Source organism: Micromonospora sp. NPDC047548 (genome assembly GCF_040642975.1).
GTDB lineage: Bacteria > Actinomycetota > Actinomycetes > Mycobacteriales > Micromonosporaceae > Micromonospora.
Genome location: NZ_JBEYTI010000038.1, coordinates 1 through 17,892, shown reverse-complemented (window position 1 = coordinate 17,892; position 17,892 = coordinate 1). Strand labels below are relative to the sequence as shown.

The following is a 17,892-nucleotide window of genomic DNA, read 5'->3' as shown; positions in this document are numbered from 1 at the left end:
GGACCCCAGGTCATGGCAGCCCTACGCAACGCCGCCGTCGGCGCACTACGCCTCACCGGCGTCACCAACATCGCCGCCGCCAACCGCCACCACGCCCGCGACAGCAACCGACCACTGGCCCTACTCGGCATCACCTGAGGACTTTGCCGGGGCCCTGCACCCTGGCCGGCCGCCCGGCCCGCCCCCGGACGTGTTCACAAGGAAGGGCCAACAGCGGTCGTTTCCGCTGATGGACTGCCGGTGACGATAGACGCATCGGCCAGGGCCCAGGGCCGGGTAGCCGGAGGGTGAAACTCCCTCCGGCTACCCGGCCTGCTGCTGCGGGTATCCGGTAGAGCGCTCTTTGCTGTTCGGGACGACGACGCTACGTCAGGTGGGCTGGTCCGCGATGTGACTGCCCGTCAGACGCCTGGACCGGCCCCATGGACGCCGAGGCGATACGCACCGTGTCCCTTCGGTGGGAAGCGGGTCAGGCGCTGTCGACGGCCCAGGCGCTGCAGGCATACGGAGAGCCATTGGCGCCATCGGTGAGACAGACCCGGTAGCGTACGTCCCTGCCTTCGGGAATCTCGTAGTCGTGTACCGCTGTCCAGCCGTTGCCGTACCCGTTGTAGAGACCGCTGGACGGGGTGACCCAATGCCAGCTGAAGTCGTAGTACTGCTGGAGGTATCCCTTGACGCCGTGGCCATCCGCCCTGAGATCGAGAACCTTGAGGATCTCGCCACTCGACGCGAACGTGACTTCGCCCGAGCAGAAATTGTTGTCGTACCGCACGGTGCACACGGATCCGCTGGCCTGAGCCGGCTGCGCGGATAAGGCCACCATGAGGGTGGCGCCTGCGATGACTGCCATGGTGGACCACTGTCGCTTGGCCATCGTGCTCCTTCTTGTCGTCGAGTGCTTGCCGGGGGCGGAACGTGTTCCGGGCGCTCCTTCGAGATCAACCCAGATCGCAGGGTATGTCACATCACTGCTCAGCAGTCGGACCGCTTCGCGGCGTTGTCGTTCCACCAGGCGGCCTTGTCCTCGCTGCCGGAGACGTAGTGAATGTCGTCCCACAGGCGGATGTTGAACAGGTAACAGCCCCGGCTGCTGGAACGTTCGTTGAGGTCATAGGCGCCGCCCATGCTGGCCCGCCGGGTGGTGCAGTTGCCGTTGCCGGACGCCTTGACGCTGTACCCGGCGCCGGTGAAGATGTCATGGAGCACGACGTTCACGTGCGCGCCGTCGGCCTGGATGTCGCAGACCTGGACGATGTCCCCGTCGGGCCAGAAGTCCACGCGGCCACCGGGATTGCCGTCGTCGGTGTACATCCAGTAGTGCGGTCCCGCGTACGCCTGGGCCGGGCTGGCGATCACCGCCGATGCCGTCATGGTGGCGGCCAGAGCGACCAACGCGGTCACGATGCGTCGTAGATTCACTGCGGTGCTCCCTTTTGTTGTGTGTGCACGGCGGCCCGTCACGGCCGCCGCAGGCTGGATGATCTCCTCCGCCGCTTGCAACCGCCTTGCAGCACAACAGTTCGGGACGTACTGATCCGGCCAGGGCCGCCTGCACCACTCTTTGAGCGTGACCGGGCTCGCTGGAGCGGTTTCCTCCGACTCGCCCGACTACGCTTCCTGCTCTACAACCTCCTGCCGGTGGGTCTCGCCGTAGCGGTGTCGGTACACCAGGGCTATCCGCTCGATCTCACGTGGTACGCCGTCGCGCAACTGTTCGCGTGGACGGTCCATGTGATGACGCACTACTGCAATGAGTACTTCGATCTTGACGCCGACCGCGCGAACGTCTACTTCACCCCGTGGACCGGTGGCAGCCGAGCGTTGGTGGACGGGTTGGTGGCGCCCGTGGTGTCGCTCGGCGCCGGGTTCGTCCTGTTGAGCGCGTCGATGCTGATGATGGCCGCCATGCCGTCCTGGCAGGCACGCGTGCTCGCCACCGCGGCCGTTGTGTTGGCCTGGTTCTACACCGCGCCGCCAATGAAGCTCAACTATCGAGGCGCGGGAGAGGTGACCGTCGCCGCGATCCTCAACGGCCTGTGGCCCGCCGTCGCGGCGATGCTCCAGGCGGGCACCGTACCCATGCTGCTGGTGGCTGTGCTGGCACCCACCGCGTTGCTGCAGGTGGCGCGGATGATGGTGATGAATCTGGGTGACCGCCGATCGGATGCGACCGTCGGCAAGCGCACCCTGCCGGTCATCATCGGCTATCAGCCGGCGGTGAACCTGATTGTCGGCGCGCAGCCGGTCGCGTACGCGATGCTCACCGCCTTCGCCGTGCTCGGCTGGGTACCGTGGCTGGTCTGGGCCGCGATGGCCGCTACCGCGCCGCTGTCGGTATGGCTTGTCAGGCAGCTCCGCGGCGGCGCAATGCGTGATCTCGAACCCAGGCGCATGACACCGGTGGTGTTCTGGGCATCGAACCACGTGTCACTGATCGTGGCGGCGGCAATGCTCGGCGTGATCCTGGATGCGGCGCGACGGTCCGCCAGCCCGGGCGCCCTGGCCGCGCTCGGTGCGGTCCTCACCGGCTACGGCGTCCTGTTTGCCCACCGACTGTGGTTGGCGCACCACGCGCCCACTCGCGTCGGCCGCGACCGCCGACGAGCGGCATCGGCGGCGACACCACGGACGGTCGACCGCGCCAAGCCGCTCGGTGAAACCGCCGATGGGTGAGCTGGCCCAGGACCTCACGAACAGCCGAGTGCAATGTTACTTGTGATGCACTACGACATTTTTATGGCTATTTCTCTCCACTTGGAGGTCTGGGGTTCTCGGGCGAGCCGGGGCCGGTTGGCCCTCATGGCAGCTCGCCACCAGGCGATTGTTTGACCGTGTCACGGCTGTCGCCCCCCGCTTGGCGGTCAAAGTCGATTCCCCGCTGCCCCCGCTTGGCGGGGCCCCTCGGTCGTGCTTATGATCAGTGCAATGGCACACCTTACTGGGAGGTGTTGATGGCGTCTCGGCAGCTCAATCCGTGTGCACACGATCACGCGGGAGCCGTGCGGACTGCGGCGGTGGGCGTCGTCGATCCCTGGCACACGGTCGAGCGCATCCGGCAGGAGAAGCAGGCCCGATGACCGTTGTCGCGACCTACACGATTCCCGGCATGCGCGTCCGCGATCACGTGACCGACGTGCCGCTGGACTGGTCCGATCCGGCGCGCGGCACCATCCAGATCTTCGCCCGTGAGATCGTCGATCCGGTACGGGCCGGTGAGGACCTGCCGTGCCTGGTCTACCTGCAGGGCGGACCCGGCGGGAAGGGCCCGCGCCCGCTTGGCCGGTCCGGCTGGCTCGGCCAGGCGCTGCGCGACTACCGCGTCGTCCTGGTGGATCAGCGCGGCACCGGTCGCAGCACCCGTATCGACGGTCGCCGGATGAGCGGGTTCGCGACGGCCGAGGAGGCTGCCAGCTTTCTCGCGTGTTTCCGGGCCGACTCGATCCTCGCCGACCACGAGCACCTGCGGAAGACCGTCTTCGGCGGCCGGCGCTGGTCCACCCTCGGGCAGTCGTACGGCGGCTTCATCACGCTGACCTACTTGTCGAAGGCCCCGGAAGGCTTGAGCGCCTGCTACGTCACCGGCGGCCTGCCCGGTCTCGACCCGTCGGCGGCCGAGGTCTACCGGCGCACCTATCCTCGGGTCGAGGCGAAGAACAGGGCGTTCTACCGGCGCTACCCCCACCAGGTTGCCCAGGTGGGCCGGATCGCCGACCGGCTGGCCGAGGGCGATGTGCTGCTGCCCGACGGCGACGTGCTCACGGTCCGGCGGCTGCAGTCGCTCGGCATCGACCTCGGCATGAAGCCCGGACACGAGCGCATGCACTGGCTGCTCGACGAGGCCTTCTCGGGGGACGAGCTGTCGGCGACGTTTCTGCACCAGGTGCTGGCCAGGACCTCCTACAGCGACAACCCGCTGTTCGCGGTCCTGCAGGAGAGCATCTACGGACATGGCGCCGCCGCCACCGCTTGGGCGGCGCAGGCCGAACGGGGGAGGTACCCGCGGTTCGCGGAGGAGGCCAGGCCGCTGCTGTTCACCGGGGAGATGATCTATCCCTGGATGTTCGAGGAGATCGCCGAGCTGCGCCCGTTCCGTGGCGCCGTCGAGCTGCTGGCCGTCCGGGAGGAGTGGCCACAGCTCTACGACCTCGACCGGCTGGCCGCCAACGAGGTCCCGGTGGCCGCCGCCGTCTACTACGACGACATGTACGTGGACGCCGGCCTGCAACTGGACACCGCGTCCCGGGTCGGCAACGTCCAGACCTGGGTCACCAACGAGTACGAACACGACGGCATCGGCGACGACAAGGTCTTCGCCCGGCTGACCGAGCTGGTCCGCCAGGTGGGAGGAGGAGTCGCCGATGCGTGAGGACACGTGGCCAGAGCCGCCGGCAGACCGCACCGGAGCCGGCCGGTCCGCGAGACAGAGGGAGTCACCGTTGCGCGAAGGCAAGCCGCCAAAGCTGTCCGAGGTTGCGGCGTTCACGGAGTACATGACCACGGGATGGGGCGTGCCCGACCGCACACCGTCGGTCGTCCCCGGTGCCGTGGAGGCAGCGGCGGCCCACCGGGCCCGGCTGGCCGAGGCGCTCCCCGGCCGGACCATCGTGCTGGCGGCGGGGGAGGCGCCCGTGCGCAGCAACGACACGACGTACGATTTCCGCCCGGACAGCGACTTTGTCTGGGTGACCGGCTGCGGTATCGAGAACGCCGTGGTGGTGCTGTGCGGCGGTGACGCGACGCTCTACCTGCCGCCGCCCGCCTGTCCCGGCGACGCCGGCTTCTGGTCCGACGCCCGATACGGCGAGCTGTGGGTCGGGGCCGTGCCGGGGCTGGCCGACTGGGCGCAGGCACTCGGCGTCGAGGTCCGGCCGCTCGCGGAGCTCACCGAGGAGGTGACCCGGGACGAGGAGGTTGGCCGGACCCTCGCCGAACTGCGCATGTACAAGGACGAGTGGGAGATCGGGCAGCTCCGCGAGGCCGTGGACCGCACGGTCGAGGGCTTCGCCGCGGTCGTCCGCGAGATCCCCACCGCGATCGCCGGGCCCGGGGAGCGGTGGCTGCAGGGCACCTTCGACCGGTACGCCCGGGCGTACGGCAACGGCCCCGGCTACGCCACGATCGTCGGCAGTGGCCAGCATGCGCCCACGCTGCACTGGGTGCGCTGCGACGGCCCGGTGCTGCCGGACGAGATGCTCCTGCTCGACATGGGCGTCGAGGTCAAGAGCTGTTACACCGCCGACGTCACCCGCACGCTCCCCGCCTCCGGGCGGTTCTCTGCGGTCCAGCGGCAGGTGCACGACCTGGTGGAACGGGCCCACCGGGCCGGGCTGGCGGCGGTGGGCCCCGGCCGCCGATTCACCGATTTCCACCATGCGGCGATGGAGGTGATCGCGCGGGGACTGGCGGACTGGGGACTGCTGCCGGTCTCCGTGGACGAGGCGCTCTCCGACACCGGCCAGCACCACCGGCGCTATCTGGTGTGCGGCGTCGGCCATCACCTGGGGCTGGACGTGCACGACTGCGGCCGGGCCGCCGAGGAGGCCTATCAGGGCGCGGTCATGGCACCGGGCATGGTGCTCGCGGTCGAGCCCGGGCTGTACTTCCACGCGCACGACCTGACGGTGCCGCCGGAGCTGCGCGGGATCGGCGTGCGCATCGAGGACAACCTCCTGGTCACGCCGGACGGCGCGGAGGTGCTGTCCCGCGCGTTGCCGCTGGAAGCCGACGGCCTGGAGAAATGGATGGCAGCCCAAACCAGCTGATATTGCACTGTCCGATGCTTCGCGGTACGACCATCAAGGAGACCTCAATGACCACCCCCGCCGGCGCAGCAGGAACGGCCGGACCAGCCAAGCCGTGGCGTGGCGTTCACGTCGCGACGGCACTGCCCTTCCATGACGACCTCTCCGTCGACTACGACGGGTTCGCCGAGCACGTACGGTTCCTCGCCGCCGGTGGCTGCGACGGGGTGACGCCCAACGGCTCGCTCGGCGAGTACCAGACGCTGACCCCGCAGGAGCGGGCGAGGGTCGTCGAGGTGGCCGTCCAGGCCGCCCCCGCCGGTTTCGGCGTCATGCCCGGCGTTGCCGCCTACGGTGCGCTCGAGGCCCGCCGCTGGGCCGAGCAGGCCGCCGCGGCCGGGGCCACCTCCGTCCTGCTGCTGCCGCCGAACGCCTACCGCGCCGATCGCGGGGCCGTCGTCGAGCACTACCGCGAGGTCGCCCGGGCCGGGCTGCCGGTCGTCGCCTACAACAACCCGATCGACACCAAGGTCGACCTGACTCCCGCGCTGCTCGCCGAACTGTTCCACGAGGGCCTGATCGTCGGCGTGAAGGAGTTCACCGGCGACGTCCGCAGGGCGTACGAGATCGGCGAGCTGGCACCCGGCCTGGACATCCTGATCGGCGCCGACGATGTGCTGCTCGAGGTGGGCATCGCCGGCGCCGTCGGCTGGATCGCCGGCTATCCGAACGCGATCCCGGAGAGCACCGTGGAGCTCTACCGGCTGGCCACCTCGGGCGACCCCGCCGACATCGCCAAGGCGCTGCCGATCTACCGCGACCTGCACCCGCTGCTGCGCTGGGACTCCAAGACCGAGTTCGTCCAGTCGATCAAGCTGTCGATGGACATCGCCGGCCGCAGGGGCGGCACCTGTCGTCCGCCGCGACTGCCGCTCTCGCCCGAGCTGGCCGCCAGGATCACCGCCGACACCGAAGCCGTCCTGAGCAAGGGCTACAAGTGAGGTCCCGCCGCACGTTCCACGCCGTCGACTCGCACACCGAGGGCATGCCCACCCGGGTCATCGTCGGCGGCATGGGCACGATCCCCGGGGCGACCATGGCCGAGCGCAGGCTGTGGTTCATGGAGAACAGCGACGACATTCGCACGCTGCTGATGTACGAGCCGCGCGGCCACGCCGCGATGAGCGGCGCGATCCTGCAGCCGCCGACCCGTCCCGACGCCGACTACGGCGTGCTCTTCATCGAGGTGTCCGGGCTGCTGCCGATGTGCGGCCACGGCACGATCGGGGTCGCGACGGTGCTCGTCGAGACGGGGATGGTGCCCGTTGTCGAGCCGGTGACCACGATCAGGCTCGACACCCCCGCCGGGCTGGTCGTCGCGTCCGTGGCGGTGCGAAACGGTGCGGCGGAGTCGGTCACCATCCAGAACGTCCCGTCGTTCGTACACGCGCTGGACCGGACGGTCGAGGTGCCGGGCTTCGGCGAGGTCCGGTACGACATGACTTTCGGCGGGAACTTCTACGCGATCGTCGATCTGGCGGAGCTGGGGCTGCCCTTCGACCGGTCCCGCGCCGGCGACCTGCTGGCCGCCGGTTTGGCGATCATGGAGGCGGTGAACGAGCAGGACCGGCCAATCCACCCCGAGCGCAACGACATCAACGGCTGCCACCATGTCTATCTGAAGGCCCCCGGCTCGACCGCCAGGTTGTCGCGGCACGCCATGGCCATCCACCCCGGCTGGTTCGACCGTTCTCCCTGCGGCACGGGCACGAGCGCCCGGATGGCGCAGCTGCACGCGCGCGGCGAACTGGGTATCGGTGAGGACTTCGTCAACGAGTCGTACATCGGCACCCGCTTCACCGGGCGGTTGCTCGACGAGACCACGGTCGGGTCGCTGCCCGCTGTGCTGCCGTCGATCACCGGCCGGGCGTGGGTCACCGCAACCTCGCAGTTCCACCTCGACCCCACCGACCCGTTTCCCGCGGGGTTCCTGCTGTGAGCCCGGTGCCCGTGCCCGACCTGCCTGGTGTCGACCGGAGGGAGAACCTCCGCGACCGAACCAGGGACGCCCTGCGTGCCGCGATCATCTCCGGCAAGCTGGAGCCCGGCGTGGTCTACTCGGCTCCGGCGCTGGGCGCGCAGCTCGGCGTCTCGCCCACACCGGTGCGGGAGGCCATGCTCGACCTGGTGAAGGGGGGCCTGGTCGTCCCCCAGCCGAACAAGGGCTTCCGGATCACGGAGATGTCCGAGGAGGACCTCGACAACCTGGCCGCCGTGCGGCTGCTCATCGAGCCGCCGACCGTGCGGGACGCCGTGGCGGTGATCCCGAAGGAGGACATCCCCGAACTGCGGACGCTGGCGCAGGCCATCGTCGATGCGGCGGAGCGCGGCGACCTGGTCGGCTACATCGAGGCCGACCACGTCTTCCACCTGACCCTGCTCGGCTACAGCGGTAACCGGTTCCTGGTGGACGTCGTCTCCGACCTGCGCTCGCAGACCCGGCTGCTCGGTCTGACCCCGCTGCTGGAGAGCGGCAGGCTGGGCCGTTCGGCCGCCGAGCACCACGAGCTCCTGGACTTCATCGAAGCCCGCGACCCGTCCGGGGCCGAGTTGCTGATGCACCGGCACATCGGCCATGTGCGAGGTCTGTGGGCAGGTGGCGCAAAGGACACGGCATGAGTGAGCGTCAGCGAGCGAATCATCAGCACAGTGCCGGTGAGTCTCACGGCGGCGGCATGAGCGCGGACCTCGTGGTCGTCGGGGCGGGCGTCGTGGGCGCGGCCAGCGCGTACTTCGCATCGCTGGTGGGGGTGCGGGTGGTCGTCGTCGAGCGCGGCGCGATCGCCGGGGGCACCTCCAGCGCCGGAGAGGGCAACGTGCTGGTGTCCGACAAGGAGGCCGGTCCCGAGCTCGACCTGGCGTTGTACTCGCAGCGGGTCTGGCGTGAGGATCTCGCGGAACACGCCGATCTGTGGGAGTTCGAGTCCAAGGGCGGCCTGGTCGTCGCGGCGTCGGAGCAGAACGTCGCGTCGCTGCGCGAGCTCGCCGTCCGCCAGCGCCGGTGCGGTGTCGAGGTCCGTGACGTCGCGCGGACCGAGTTGCGTGACTACGAGCCGCATCTTTCCCCGGAGCTCGCCGGGGGCGCGTTCTACCCGCAGGACGCCCAGGTCCAGCCGATGCTGGTCGCGGCGCACCTGCTGCGGCTGGCCCGGGAGCGCGGGGCGCAGGTGCGTACGCGTACCGAGGTGACGGGGTTCCTGCGCGACGGCGCCCGGGTGACGGGCGTGCGGACGCCCGGCGGCGACATCCCCGCCGGGGCGGTGCTCAACGCCTCCGGCACGTGGGCCGCCGGCGTCGCCGGCCTCGCCGGGGTGCGCGTCCCGGTGCTGCCCCGGCGCGGCTTCGTCCTGGTCACCCAGCCGATGCCGCCCCGGACGATCCGCCACAAGGTGTACGCCGCCGGGTACGTCGGCGACGTGGCCAGCTCCGACGCGGCCCTGCAGACCTCGCCCGTCGTCGAGGGGACCGCCAGCGGCACCATCCTCGTCGGCGCGTCGCGCGAGCGGGTCGGTTTCGACCGGACCGTCTCCGTCCCCGCGATCGGCATGCTCGCGGCCAAGGCGATCGCGCTGTTTCCGATGCTTCGGAAGGTCCGCGCGATGCGCACCTACCTCGGCTTCCGCCCCTACTGCCCCGATCACCTGCCCGTCATCGGTCCCGACCCCCGCGCGCCCGGCCTCTGGCACGCCTGCGGCCACGAGGGCGCCGGCGTCGGCCTGTCCGCCGGGACCGGCAGGCTGATCGCCCAGGCGCTCGCGGGCGAGCGGCCCGACCTGGACCTCACGCCGTTCGCCCCGGACCGGTTCGCCGACGCCGAGGAGGCGCTCCGATGACTCATCAGATGACCTTCCGCGGCGCCACCGTTCCGGCTGACCCCGGCCAGAGCGTCGCCGCCGCGCTGGTCGCCGCCGGAATCCCCGACTGGCGCACCACCCGCAAGGGCGGCAGGCCCCGGGGGCTGTTCTGCGGCATCGGCGTCTGCTTCGACTGCCTGATCACCGTCGACGGCGTCCCCGACCAGCGCGCCTGCCTGGTCGCCGCCATCGATGGCATGAGCCTCGGCGACGACGCCGAGACCGGCGCAGACCTCGAAGACGCCGGCGAGCGGAGGAACGACGATGCCACCCGTGCATGACGTCGCCGTGGTCGGCGCGGGCCCGGCCGGGCTCGCCGCCGCCGTCGAGGCCGCCGAGGCCGGGCTCGGCGTCGCCCTGATCGACACCGCCGGACAACCCGGCGGGCAGTACTGGCGGCACTACGACGAGAACCACGCCCGCCCCGACGATCGCGTCGGCCATCACGGCTGGCCGGTCTTCACCGGGCTGCGGGACCGCATGTACGCCCTCCGCGCCGAAGGTCGGATCCGCTACCTGCCCGGGCACCAGGTCTGGCTCATCACCAGGGGCGAGAGCGGCGCGTTCACCCTCCGGGTGACGGTCGCCACGTCCACGGCCGACGGGGCGGACCGTACGTTCATCGCGCGGGCGCTGATCCTGTGCCCCGGGGGATACGACCGGCAACTGCCCCTCCCCGGCTGGGACTTGCCCGGCGTGATGACCGCAGGAGGAGTGCAAGCCCTGCTCAAGGGGCATCGCACGCCGGCGGGACGGCGAGCCGTTGTCGCCGGCACCGGCCCGTTCCTGCTTCCCGTGGCCACCGGCCTCGCGCGGGCCGGGGTGAGCGTCGCGGCCGTCGTCGAGGCCAACGGAACGCTCGGTTGGCTGCGCGACCCGGTCGGCGCGATCTCCGCGCCGGGCAAGGGCGTCGAGGCACTGCAGTACGCGGCGCTCATGGCCCGCCACCGCATCCCGTACCGGACGAGGACCGTGATTCGTCAGATCCTCGGTACGGACAGGGTCGAGGCGGCCCGGATCACCAGGGTGGACCGCGACGGCCGCCCGGCCGGACCGGACGAGGAGATCGCCGCCGACCTCGTGGCGCTCGGGTGGGGCTTCACCCCGTCGCTCGAACTGCCGCTCATGCTCGGCGCCGAGACGGCGAAGGACGTCGACGGATCCCTCGTCGTGGCCGTTGACGACCATCAGCGCAGCACCGTCGAGGGTCTGTACGTCGCGGGCGAGGCGACCGGCGTGGGCGGCGCGGCCCTGGCCGTCCACGAAGGACGGCTGAGCGCGCTCGCCCTCGCCGCCGCACTGGGCCAGCCGGCCGACCCGGCCGTGATGAGGCGGTTGCGAAGCGCCGTCCGGCGGGGGCGCCGGTTCGCCGCCGCCATGCACCGGACCTATCCGGTGCCGCGGGCGTGGCCGCACTGGCTGTCGGAGACGACCCCGGTCTGCCGTTGCGAGGAGGTCTCGTACGGTGACCTGCGCCGGGCGCACGACGACCTCGGCGCGGCGGATGCGCGCACGCTGAAGATGCTGGCACGGCCGGGGATGGGCTGGTGCCAGGGACGGGTGTGCGGCTTCGCCACCGCCGAGATCGCGGCCTGTCTGAGCAGGCGTGAGACCACGTCGGAGGACCTGCGCCCGCTGGCCACCCGCAGCTTCGCCGTACCGGTGCCCCTGGGGGAGCTCGCCGCCCTGGCCGAAGACACGACGGCCGTCGAGGCGACCGAAGGCGCGACTGAAGAGAAGACGCGACGCAAGAGAGGACGAGAACGTGAGTGACGTGCTGAGCATCGACCCGCGTACCGGAGAGCCGCAGGGACGCGTCGGGACCGAGTCGACGGCGGAGGACGTGGACGAGGCGGTGCGGGCCGCCGCCGCAGCCGGCGCGGCACTCAGGGACCGCGCCGCGCGGGCAGACCTGCTACGCACGGCTGCCACGCTCCTGGAGAAGAGCGGCGAGGAGATCATCGCGACTGCCGATGCGGAGTCGGCGCTCGGCCGGGTACGACTCACGGGCGAGCTCGCCCGCACGTGCTACCAGCTCCGCGCATTCGGGGACGTGGTCGAAGCCGGCGCCCACCTGGACGTGATCATCGACCATGCCGACCCGCTGGCGAAGCCCGCGCCCCGCCCCGACCTGCGGCGCTACAAGGTGCCGCTGGGCGTGGTCGCGGTATTCGCGGCGAGCAACTTCCCGCTGGCCTTCAGTGTGCCGGGCGGCGACACCGCGAGCGCGTTGGCCGCGGGGTGCCCGGTGGTGGTCAAGGCGCACCCGGACCATCCGGCCACCTCCGTCCTGTGCGCCCGGATCCTCCGCTCGGCGGCGGCTGAGGTCGGGCTGCCCGAGGACGTCGTCCGCCTGGTCCACGGCTTCGACGCGGGCCCGGAACTCGTACGGCACCCACTTACCGCGGCCGTCGGGTTCACCGGCTCGGTGCGCGGCGGTCGCGCATTGTTCGACATCGCGTCCTCCCGGCCGCGGCCGATCCCATTTCACGGCGAGCTGGGCAGTCTCAACCCGGTGGTGGTGACCGCGCGGGCGGCCGAGACCAGAGCGGAAGAGATCGGAGCGGGGCTCGCTGCCTCGTACACTCAGGGTCTGGGCCAGTTCTGCGTCAAGCCGGGTCTCGTCCTCATCCCCGAGGGACCGGCGGGCGACCCCGTCATCCGGGCGGTCGCCACGGCGGCGGTCCCGTCCGGGCCGCTGCTCGACCCGCGCATGCGCGCGGCGTTCCTCGCCGGAGTCCGCTCCCGTGCCGCGCTCCCAGGCGTGACGGAACCGCTCGGGGCGGGGGAGGCCGGCGATGACGCTGCGCCGCTGGCCGTCCGGCCGGGCGTGCTGACCGTCGCGGCGTCGCGGCTCGCCGAGGGTGGGCCGTACCGGGAGCTGCTGGAGGAGTGCTTCGGGCCGGTCACCGTGCTGGTCCGCTATGGCTCGACGGCCGAGCGGGACCGGGTGCTCGGCGCCCTGCCGGGCAACCTCACGGCGACCGTGCACCTGGCTGCCGACGAGCGGGACGGCGCGGCGGCGGAACTGGTCGCCGGGCTGAGCGAGATCGCGGGGCGGGTCGTCGTGGACGGCTGGCCCACCGGGGTGACGGTGGCCCCCGCCATGCATCACGGCGGGCCTTACCCCGCCTCCACCAGCGGCGCGACCTCGGTGGGAAGCACCGCGATCGAGCGCTGGCTGCGCCCGGTCTGCTACCAGAACACCCCCGACCCGCTGCTCCCACCGGAGCTGCGCGAGGCCAACCCGCTCGGCCTTCCCCGCATGATCGACGGAGTCCGTACGACCTCGTAGCGGTTCAGGTGCCGGCGCTTGCGGGTTTCGCTGTGGCAGTCGACTTCCTGCTCGGATGTCGGGCCGTCGACCAGGCTGAGCTGGTGGTCGAGGGCCGAAGCCGCCCCTTGGTGAAGTCCCGGTGGATCGGCGCGTTGCGACGTTGGACGGCCGGTGCCCACAGAAGTTCCGTCAGGTGTCTGGTGATTCCCGATCCTTGCCGGACTTAGCTTCTGGTGGCCGGAGGGAAATGCCGGCGGATGAAGGTGAGGTGGATAGCCAGTGAGACTCAAGGTCGCGACCCTCGCGGCGGTAGCCTTGGTGGCCGGCTTGCTGAGCGCCGGCCCGGCGAGCGGCGCTCCGGCGGACAGCCCGCCGATGCCATTGCCCAGCCCGAAGGTGCATCCGATTCAAGTCACCGGCCCGGCGACCGAGCGGCTGAATCTGGTCATTCTCGGTGACGGCTACCAGTGGGACCAGCAGCGGCTCTTCCTGGAGGACGTGGACCGCAACCTGGCCGTCATGTGGGCCACGGAACCGTTCCGGACCTATCGCGACTACATCAATGTGTATGCGGTGGAGATCGCCTCGATCGACTATGGCGTCCGGTGCGACCCCGATGGCCGGGTACGCCACCCGGACGGCACGATCCGTGACAGCGGCCAGCGTGAGGGTCCGATCAACGCCAAGAACACCGCGCTGCGCATGATCTTCCAGGACGGCTGTAACGACCCGCTGGCGCGCGGCACCGTCTACGGCGGCGCACCGCTGGACTGCGCGAGCTACGCCGCCTACTACCCGGCCGGGGTCAACCCCTGCGAGACCGGCACCCAGGCGCAGAACCGGATCATCGACACCTACGTGGCGCCGGTGATGGGGATCCCTCGTACCGCGCAGAACGTGCAGACCCTGGCGATCTTCAACACGTTCACGTACGGCGGGATCGGCGGTACGAACGCGACGACCTCCGGCGGCTCCCCGCAGGGGCCGCTGATCTCGTTGCACGAGATCGGCCACTCGCTCGGCACGTTGGTTGACGAGTACCCGTACTCCTCCCGTGACGTGGTGCGCCCCTGCTACAGCGGCGGTGAGCCCAGCAGCTTCCACCACACCATCTACAGCGATCCGCAGAAGATGGTCGAGGACCAGCAGAAGTGGTGGCGCTGGATCGGCGAGGAGAGCCTGTCCGGCGGCACGATCGGGTTGCACGAGGGCGGCGGCACGTACCCGTGCGGCCAGCGCCGGCCCAGCCAGCACTCGATGATGCGCTGGATCGGGTTCGACTTCGACCAGATCGGCCTTGAGCACATGGTCGCCCGGGTGACAGGTATGCGTAACTCCGGGCAGATGAACGTCCGGCACACCCCGCTGGGCACGGTGGCGTCCGACGGTGTGCTGTGGGTCGAGACCGGGCAGCCGCGTTTCCACGAGCTGCAGGTCACCTGGCGAATCGGTGGCCCGGACGGCACCGTGCTCGACACGCACAACAGCCGCAACCTCGACCTCGGTGAGCTGGACCTGCCCGCCGGGACCGTGGTGCATGTCGAGGTACGTGATCCGGTGGGGCCGGACGGCATCGACTGGGTCCGCAACCCGTCAACCAGCAACACGGCCACGAACTCGGGCTACAACGGGGCGCGGTTCGTGCAGACCCGGCAATGGACGGTGGGTGACACAAAGACGGCGCCGTCGTCGCCTGCGGCGACCATCACCGGCGCCACGCTGAACACCCAGCCGGTCGCCGGTGACGAGGTGGTCTACGTGCGAACCAACCACCCGAACGACCGGACTCTCGAGGTGACCTGGTCGCTCGACGGCAAGACGCTGTCGAACCCGCACAACAGCCGCAACCTTGACCTCGATGCGCTGAATCTGGCGCCGGGCACCTACCAGCTGGCCGCGGCGGTGACCGACCCGGCCGATCCGGGTGGCGTCTCCGACCGAATCGAATGGACCGTCGACAACGCACGGCCGAGCGCACCGCGCACCCTGTCGGAGCCGCTGACCCGGCTCGCGGACAGCATGGAGCACCCGGTGTACTTCGACGGTTGGGACATGTGGCTGGACCCGCAGGACGACCACACCGGATACGACGACGACCGCCATGTCGTTGGCCAGCTCCGGCTGGACAAGGACGGGTGGTTCAACTACTTCGGGTTCCCCGAGCAGCCGATGCCCGAGTCGCCGTTCAAGTTTCGCCACTCGGGCACGACCGTGAAGGCGCTGACGTACGGCAACCTCGGCACCGGCGGTCTGTCGAAGGCGGCGTTCGAGCAGACGCTGCCGGACAACCACCCGGGCGGCGGGTTCGTGCCGGGCTTCGGCACGCACCTGGTGGAGCACCGGGCGATCGACCCGGCTGGCAACATCGGTGAGCCGAGCGCCTACCGGGCCACCGTGCTGCCGGGATCGTCGCCCGACTGCACGAGGACGCTCACCGGCCACCAACCGCGAGTCGTGGCCACCGAGGGCGTGACCTGCCTCAAGAGCGCCCAGGTGGCCGGTGGGGTATCGGTGCGTCCAGGCGCTTCGTTGGTGGTCAGCGACAGCTCGATCAACGGCGGGTTGACGGCGACCGGCGCCCAGGCGGTGCAGCTGTTCGGCAGCACGGTGAACGGCCCCACCCGGATCACCGGAGCCACCCGGGACGTGACGATTGCCGGCAGCACCTTCGACGGCTCGCTCACCCTCTCGGACAACGTCCAGGTGGCCGCCAACGAGCGGTTCAGCCGGCTGACCGGCGCCTACGGGCCCATCCTGGTCGGTAGCCGGGTCAACGGATCGCTGAGCTGCACTGGCAACAGCGCGGCGGTCAAGGATTTCGGCGCACCGAACACGATGAACGGTGCCAAGGGCGGTGACTGCGCGGCTCTGTAGCGCGCCGTCGCCGCAATAGAAACAGGTGGTGGGCCGGCAATCGCCGGCCCACCACTCTTTTGCCATTGAGGGACGTCTCGTAACTCGGAGTCGCGGGCCGCGCCGAAGCCGTTGCCCGTGGCCGCGTCGGACCAGGCCGCGGCGGGCCAGTTCGGTCAGGTCGCGTTGTACCGATCGGACGGACCTGCGGGCCTAGAGCGCGAGGCGTTCCGGTGACGGGTACGCGCCGCGGCCGTTGGCGTCGGCGTGGTTGGCCAGGCCGATCAGCAACGACTCAGGACATTAGCCGGACGATGACCTTGCCGGGCCGGCGGCACGACGGGCACCGGTCACGTTGGTGCCGGCGGTCAGGGTGCGTACTGGGTGCGCAGTTCGCTTGTATCCCAGCCGGCACGGCGGGCGCCGGCCTGGTAGGCGCTCTCCAGGAAGGAGAGGACCGTCGCGCGCGGGTCGGCGGCGGCGCGGGCGTCGTCGTACGTCAGCAGCGCGAGGTGTGCACCCCGGCTTTCGATCCAGCGCGCCTGCGCGGGTCGCAGCGGTTCCTCGGTGAGGCCGTCGGGCTCGGGCGCGGTGTAGGAGTAGAAGGCCGGCTCGGGAATGTTCTTGTCGCCGAACCAGAAGCCGGCGCTGATCACCTCGTGCGAGTACGCCTCCCGGGTCACCGGGTCGACGGTGTCCGGCTGGGGAACCTGCCGGCCGGAGAACCGGGTGACCGCGATGTCGAAGGTGTGCCAGAAGTGGTGCACCGGGCTGGTCTTGGCGTTGCACCGGCCGGCGTACTCCTCCAGCACCAGCCCCACCTGGTTGAGTACCTGCCAGTACCGGTTGACCCAGTACGGGTCGTAGGCGGCGTGCGTGGTGTCCTCGGCGAACGGGATGCTGTCGGTCAGATCGTAGGGCTCGGCCTCGATGTGGACGCGGATGCCGAGGTACGACAGTGCGGTGAACAGTCGCTCGTGGAACGCCGCGACGGACAGGCCGGGCAGCGGGAAGGAGACCGTCTGGCCGGCCAGGGTGTTGATGACCAGCCGGTGGTCGACGAAGTCGAAGTCGATGGCGAACATCACGTCCCGGCCCATGGGCCGGGTGGTGATGCCGCGGCCGGTCAGGTGGAACGGCACGTGCCACCAGTGGTTGCGCGGTGGTGCCTGGTCCAGCCGGATCTTGCCGACGATCTGCGCGAACCGGTGGACGGTTTCCTTCGAGTCCGCCCAGGCGGACAGCGGGATCGGCGGGAACAACTCGGTCATTCGGACTCCTCCGACAGCGTGCTGTGCACCATCCGGGCCCACTGTCGGCATCCTTCCGATCCGATGGCCGTACGGGCGCCAACCTCGCGCCTCATGAAGGCGTGCCGTTGGGGACGGGGCGTGAACGTGAAAGTGCCCTCCGGGCTGCAAGGATGGGACTGCTGAGGGTCGCAACCATTCGCCGCGGAGGGAACTTTCTAGATTCAGGTTACCGGGTCGCGTCCGAAGATCGTTGCCACTGCTGACGGGCGGGGTGTCGTCGGGCATACCGGGGCTCGGCTGCTGGCCGACCTCGCCGATGCCACGGGGCTGACCGGGGCGTTCATCGACGCTCTCGCGCCGTTGCGGGTCCGGCGGGTAGGTCATGACCCTGGCCGGGTGGCGGTGGACGTGGCGGTCATGCTCGCCGATGGTGGGGAAGCGATCGCTGATCTGGCGGTGTTGCGCGACCAGGGCCCTGTTCGGGCAAGTGGCGTCGGGCCCCAGCGCACTGAGGTGCAGCGGCCGAACCAACACGCCTGTCATCCTGTGTCACTGTCGCGAAACAGCAGCTCACACCCTGTGCGACGAGTTTTTCGCACGGTACAGGGGCCACGCCATTGCTTGTGCTTCAGGTCACAGCACAGCCAGTCACATCCCACCGGGCTAGCTCGTCCTTGAAGCAAACAACCACAAAGGGACGGTTCATGTTCGCCGCTTACGTTACGGTCACCATCCTCGCCTCGGTCTTCAACGGCATCGCGGAACGTGTCAAGGGATTGAGGCCAGCGGGAGTTAATTAATTAAGCGGCTTGCGGGACGGTCTTCGTTTCCTGGTCGGGCTTGTTGATCCA

At 70.2% G+C, this 17,892-nt stretch carries 15 protein-coding genes and 1 pseudogene; 13 read left to right on the top strand and 3 right to left on the bottom strand.

Features of this window, described 5'->3' with window-relative positions:
- Positions 1–12 precede the first annotated feature (12 nt).
- Complete coding sequence (locus tag ABZ807_RS26700; RefSeq protein ID WP_357163504.1) at positions 13–138, top strand: hypothetical protein; 126 nt, start codon at positions 13–15, stop codon at positions 136–138.
- Positions 139–469: 331 nt separating this feature from the next.
- Here the strand turns inward: ABZ807_RS26700 and ABZ807_RS26695 are convergent, their stop codons facing one another.
- Together ABZ807_RS26695 and ABZ807_RS26690 are read right to left on the bottom strand one after the other, a co-directional pair.
- Entirely contained in the window at positions 470–877 is a 408-nt protein-coding gene (locus tag ABZ807_RS26695; RefSeq protein WP_357163501.1) for a hypothetical protein, read from the bottom strand.
- A 98-nt stretch (positions 878–975) separates the two neighbouring features.
- Entirely contained in the window at positions 976–1,422 is a 447-nt protein-coding gene (locus tag ABZ807_RS26690; protein WP_357163498.1) for a hypothetical protein, read from the bottom strand.
- A 219-nt stretch (positions 1,423–1,641) separates the two neighbouring features.
- On the opposite strand from ABZ807_RS26690, the gene ABZ807_RS26685 reads away from it, so the two are divergent.
- The 11 genes from ABZ807_RS26685 to ABZ807_RS26635 all read left to right on the top strand — a co-directional run bounded on the left by ABZ807_RS26685 (position 1,642) and on the right by ABZ807_RS26635 (position 15,809).
- The gene (locus tag ABZ807_RS26685; RefSeq protein WP_357163495.1) at positions 1,642–2,676 is read left to right on the top strand and encodes a prenyltransferase; all 1,035 of its coding nucleotides are present in this window, start codon (positions 1,642–1,644) and stop codon (positions 2,674–2,676) included.
- A gap of 400 nt (positions 2,677–3,076) precedes the next feature.
- A complete protein-coding gene (locus ABZ807_RS26680) occupies positions 3,077–4,369 on the top strand; it encodes an alpha/beta fold hydrolase (protein ID WP_357163492.1) in 1,293 nt (430 codons plus the stop codon).
- A gap of 70 nt (positions 4,370–4,439) precedes the next feature.
- Positions 4,440–5,765: an aminopeptidase P family protein gene (locus ABZ807_RS26675; RefSeq protein WP_357163489.1), complete on the top strand. Its 1,326-nt coding sequence runs from the start codon at positions 4,440–4,442 to the stop codon at positions 5,763–5,765.
- A 47-nt stretch (positions 5,766–5,812) separates the two neighbouring features.
- Positions 5,813–6,745, top strand: coding sequence for a dihydrodipicolinate synthase family protein (locus tag ABZ807_RS26670; protein WP_357163486.1), 933 nt, complete (start codon positions 5,813–5,815; stop codon positions 6,743–6,745).
- On the top strand, positions 6,742–7,743 hold the full coding sequence (locus tag ABZ807_RS26665; RefSeq protein WP_357163483.1) for a proline racemase family protein: 1,002 nt from the start codon (positions 6,742–6,744) through the stop codon (positions 7,741–7,743). The genes ABZ807_RS26670 and ABZ807_RS26665 overlap by 4 nt, the downstream gene beginning before the upstream one ends.
- On the top strand, positions 7,740–8,423 hold the full coding sequence (locus ABZ807_RS26660; protein ID WP_357163480.1) for a GntR family transcriptional regulator: 684 nt from the start codon (positions 7,740–7,742) through the stop codon (positions 8,421–8,423). The genes ABZ807_RS26665 and ABZ807_RS26660 overlap by 4 nt, the downstream gene beginning before the upstream one ends.
- A gap of 56 nt (positions 8,424–8,479) precedes the next feature.
- Entirely contained in the window at positions 8,480–9,637 is a 1,158-nt protein-coding gene (locus ABZ807_RS26655) for an FAD-binding oxidoreductase (RefSeq protein ID WP_357163477.1), read from the top strand.
- Complete coding sequence (locus ABZ807_RS26650; RefSeq protein ID WP_357163474.1) at positions 9,634–9,939, top strand: (2Fe-2S)-binding protein; 306 nt, start codon at positions 9,634–9,636, stop codon at positions 9,937–9,939. The genes ABZ807_RS26655 and ABZ807_RS26650 overlap by 4 nt, the downstream gene beginning before the upstream one ends.
- Positions 9,932–11,431 carry an NAD(P)/FAD-dependent oxidoreductase gene (locus ABZ807_RS26645; protein WP_357163471.1) on the top strand — a complete coding sequence of 500 codons (1,500 nt, stop codon included), beginning with the start codon at positions 9,932–9,934 and terminating at the stop codon, positions 11,429–11,431. Before ABZ807_RS26650 ends, ABZ807_RS26645 begins: the two co-directional genes overlap by 8 nt.
- Positions 11,424–12,953, top strand: coding sequence for an aldehyde dehydrogenase (NADP(+)) (locus ABZ807_RS26640; protein ID WP_357163468.1), 1,530 nt, complete (start codon positions 11,424–11,426; stop codon positions 12,951–12,953). The genes ABZ807_RS26645 and ABZ807_RS26640 overlap by 8 nt, the downstream gene beginning before the upstream one ends.
- Before the next feature lie 261 nt (positions 12,954–13,214).
- The gene (locus tag ABZ807_RS26635; protein WP_357163462.1) at positions 13,215–15,809 is read left to right on the top strand and encodes a M64 family metallopeptidase; all 2,595 of its coding nucleotides are present in this window, start codon (positions 13,215–13,217) and stop codon (positions 15,807–15,809) included.
- Between the two features lie 347 nt (positions 15,810–16,156).
- Here ABZ807_RS26635 and ABZ807_RS26630 read toward each other — a convergent pair whose 3' ends face one another.
- The gene (locus tag ABZ807_RS26630) at positions 16,157–17,059 is read right to left on the bottom strand and encodes a DUF5996 family protein (protein WP_357163459.1); all 903 of its coding nucleotides are present in this window, start codon (positions 17,057–17,059) and stop codon (positions 16,157–16,159) included.
- Positions 17,060–17,260: 201 nt separating this feature from the next.
- Here ABZ807_RS26630 and ABZ807_RS26625 point away from each other — a divergent pair.
- A pseudogene (locus ABZ807_RS26625) lies at positions 17,261–17,549 on the top strand (transposase); the annotation flags it as partial.
- Positions 17,550–17,892: the final 343 nt, after the last annotated feature.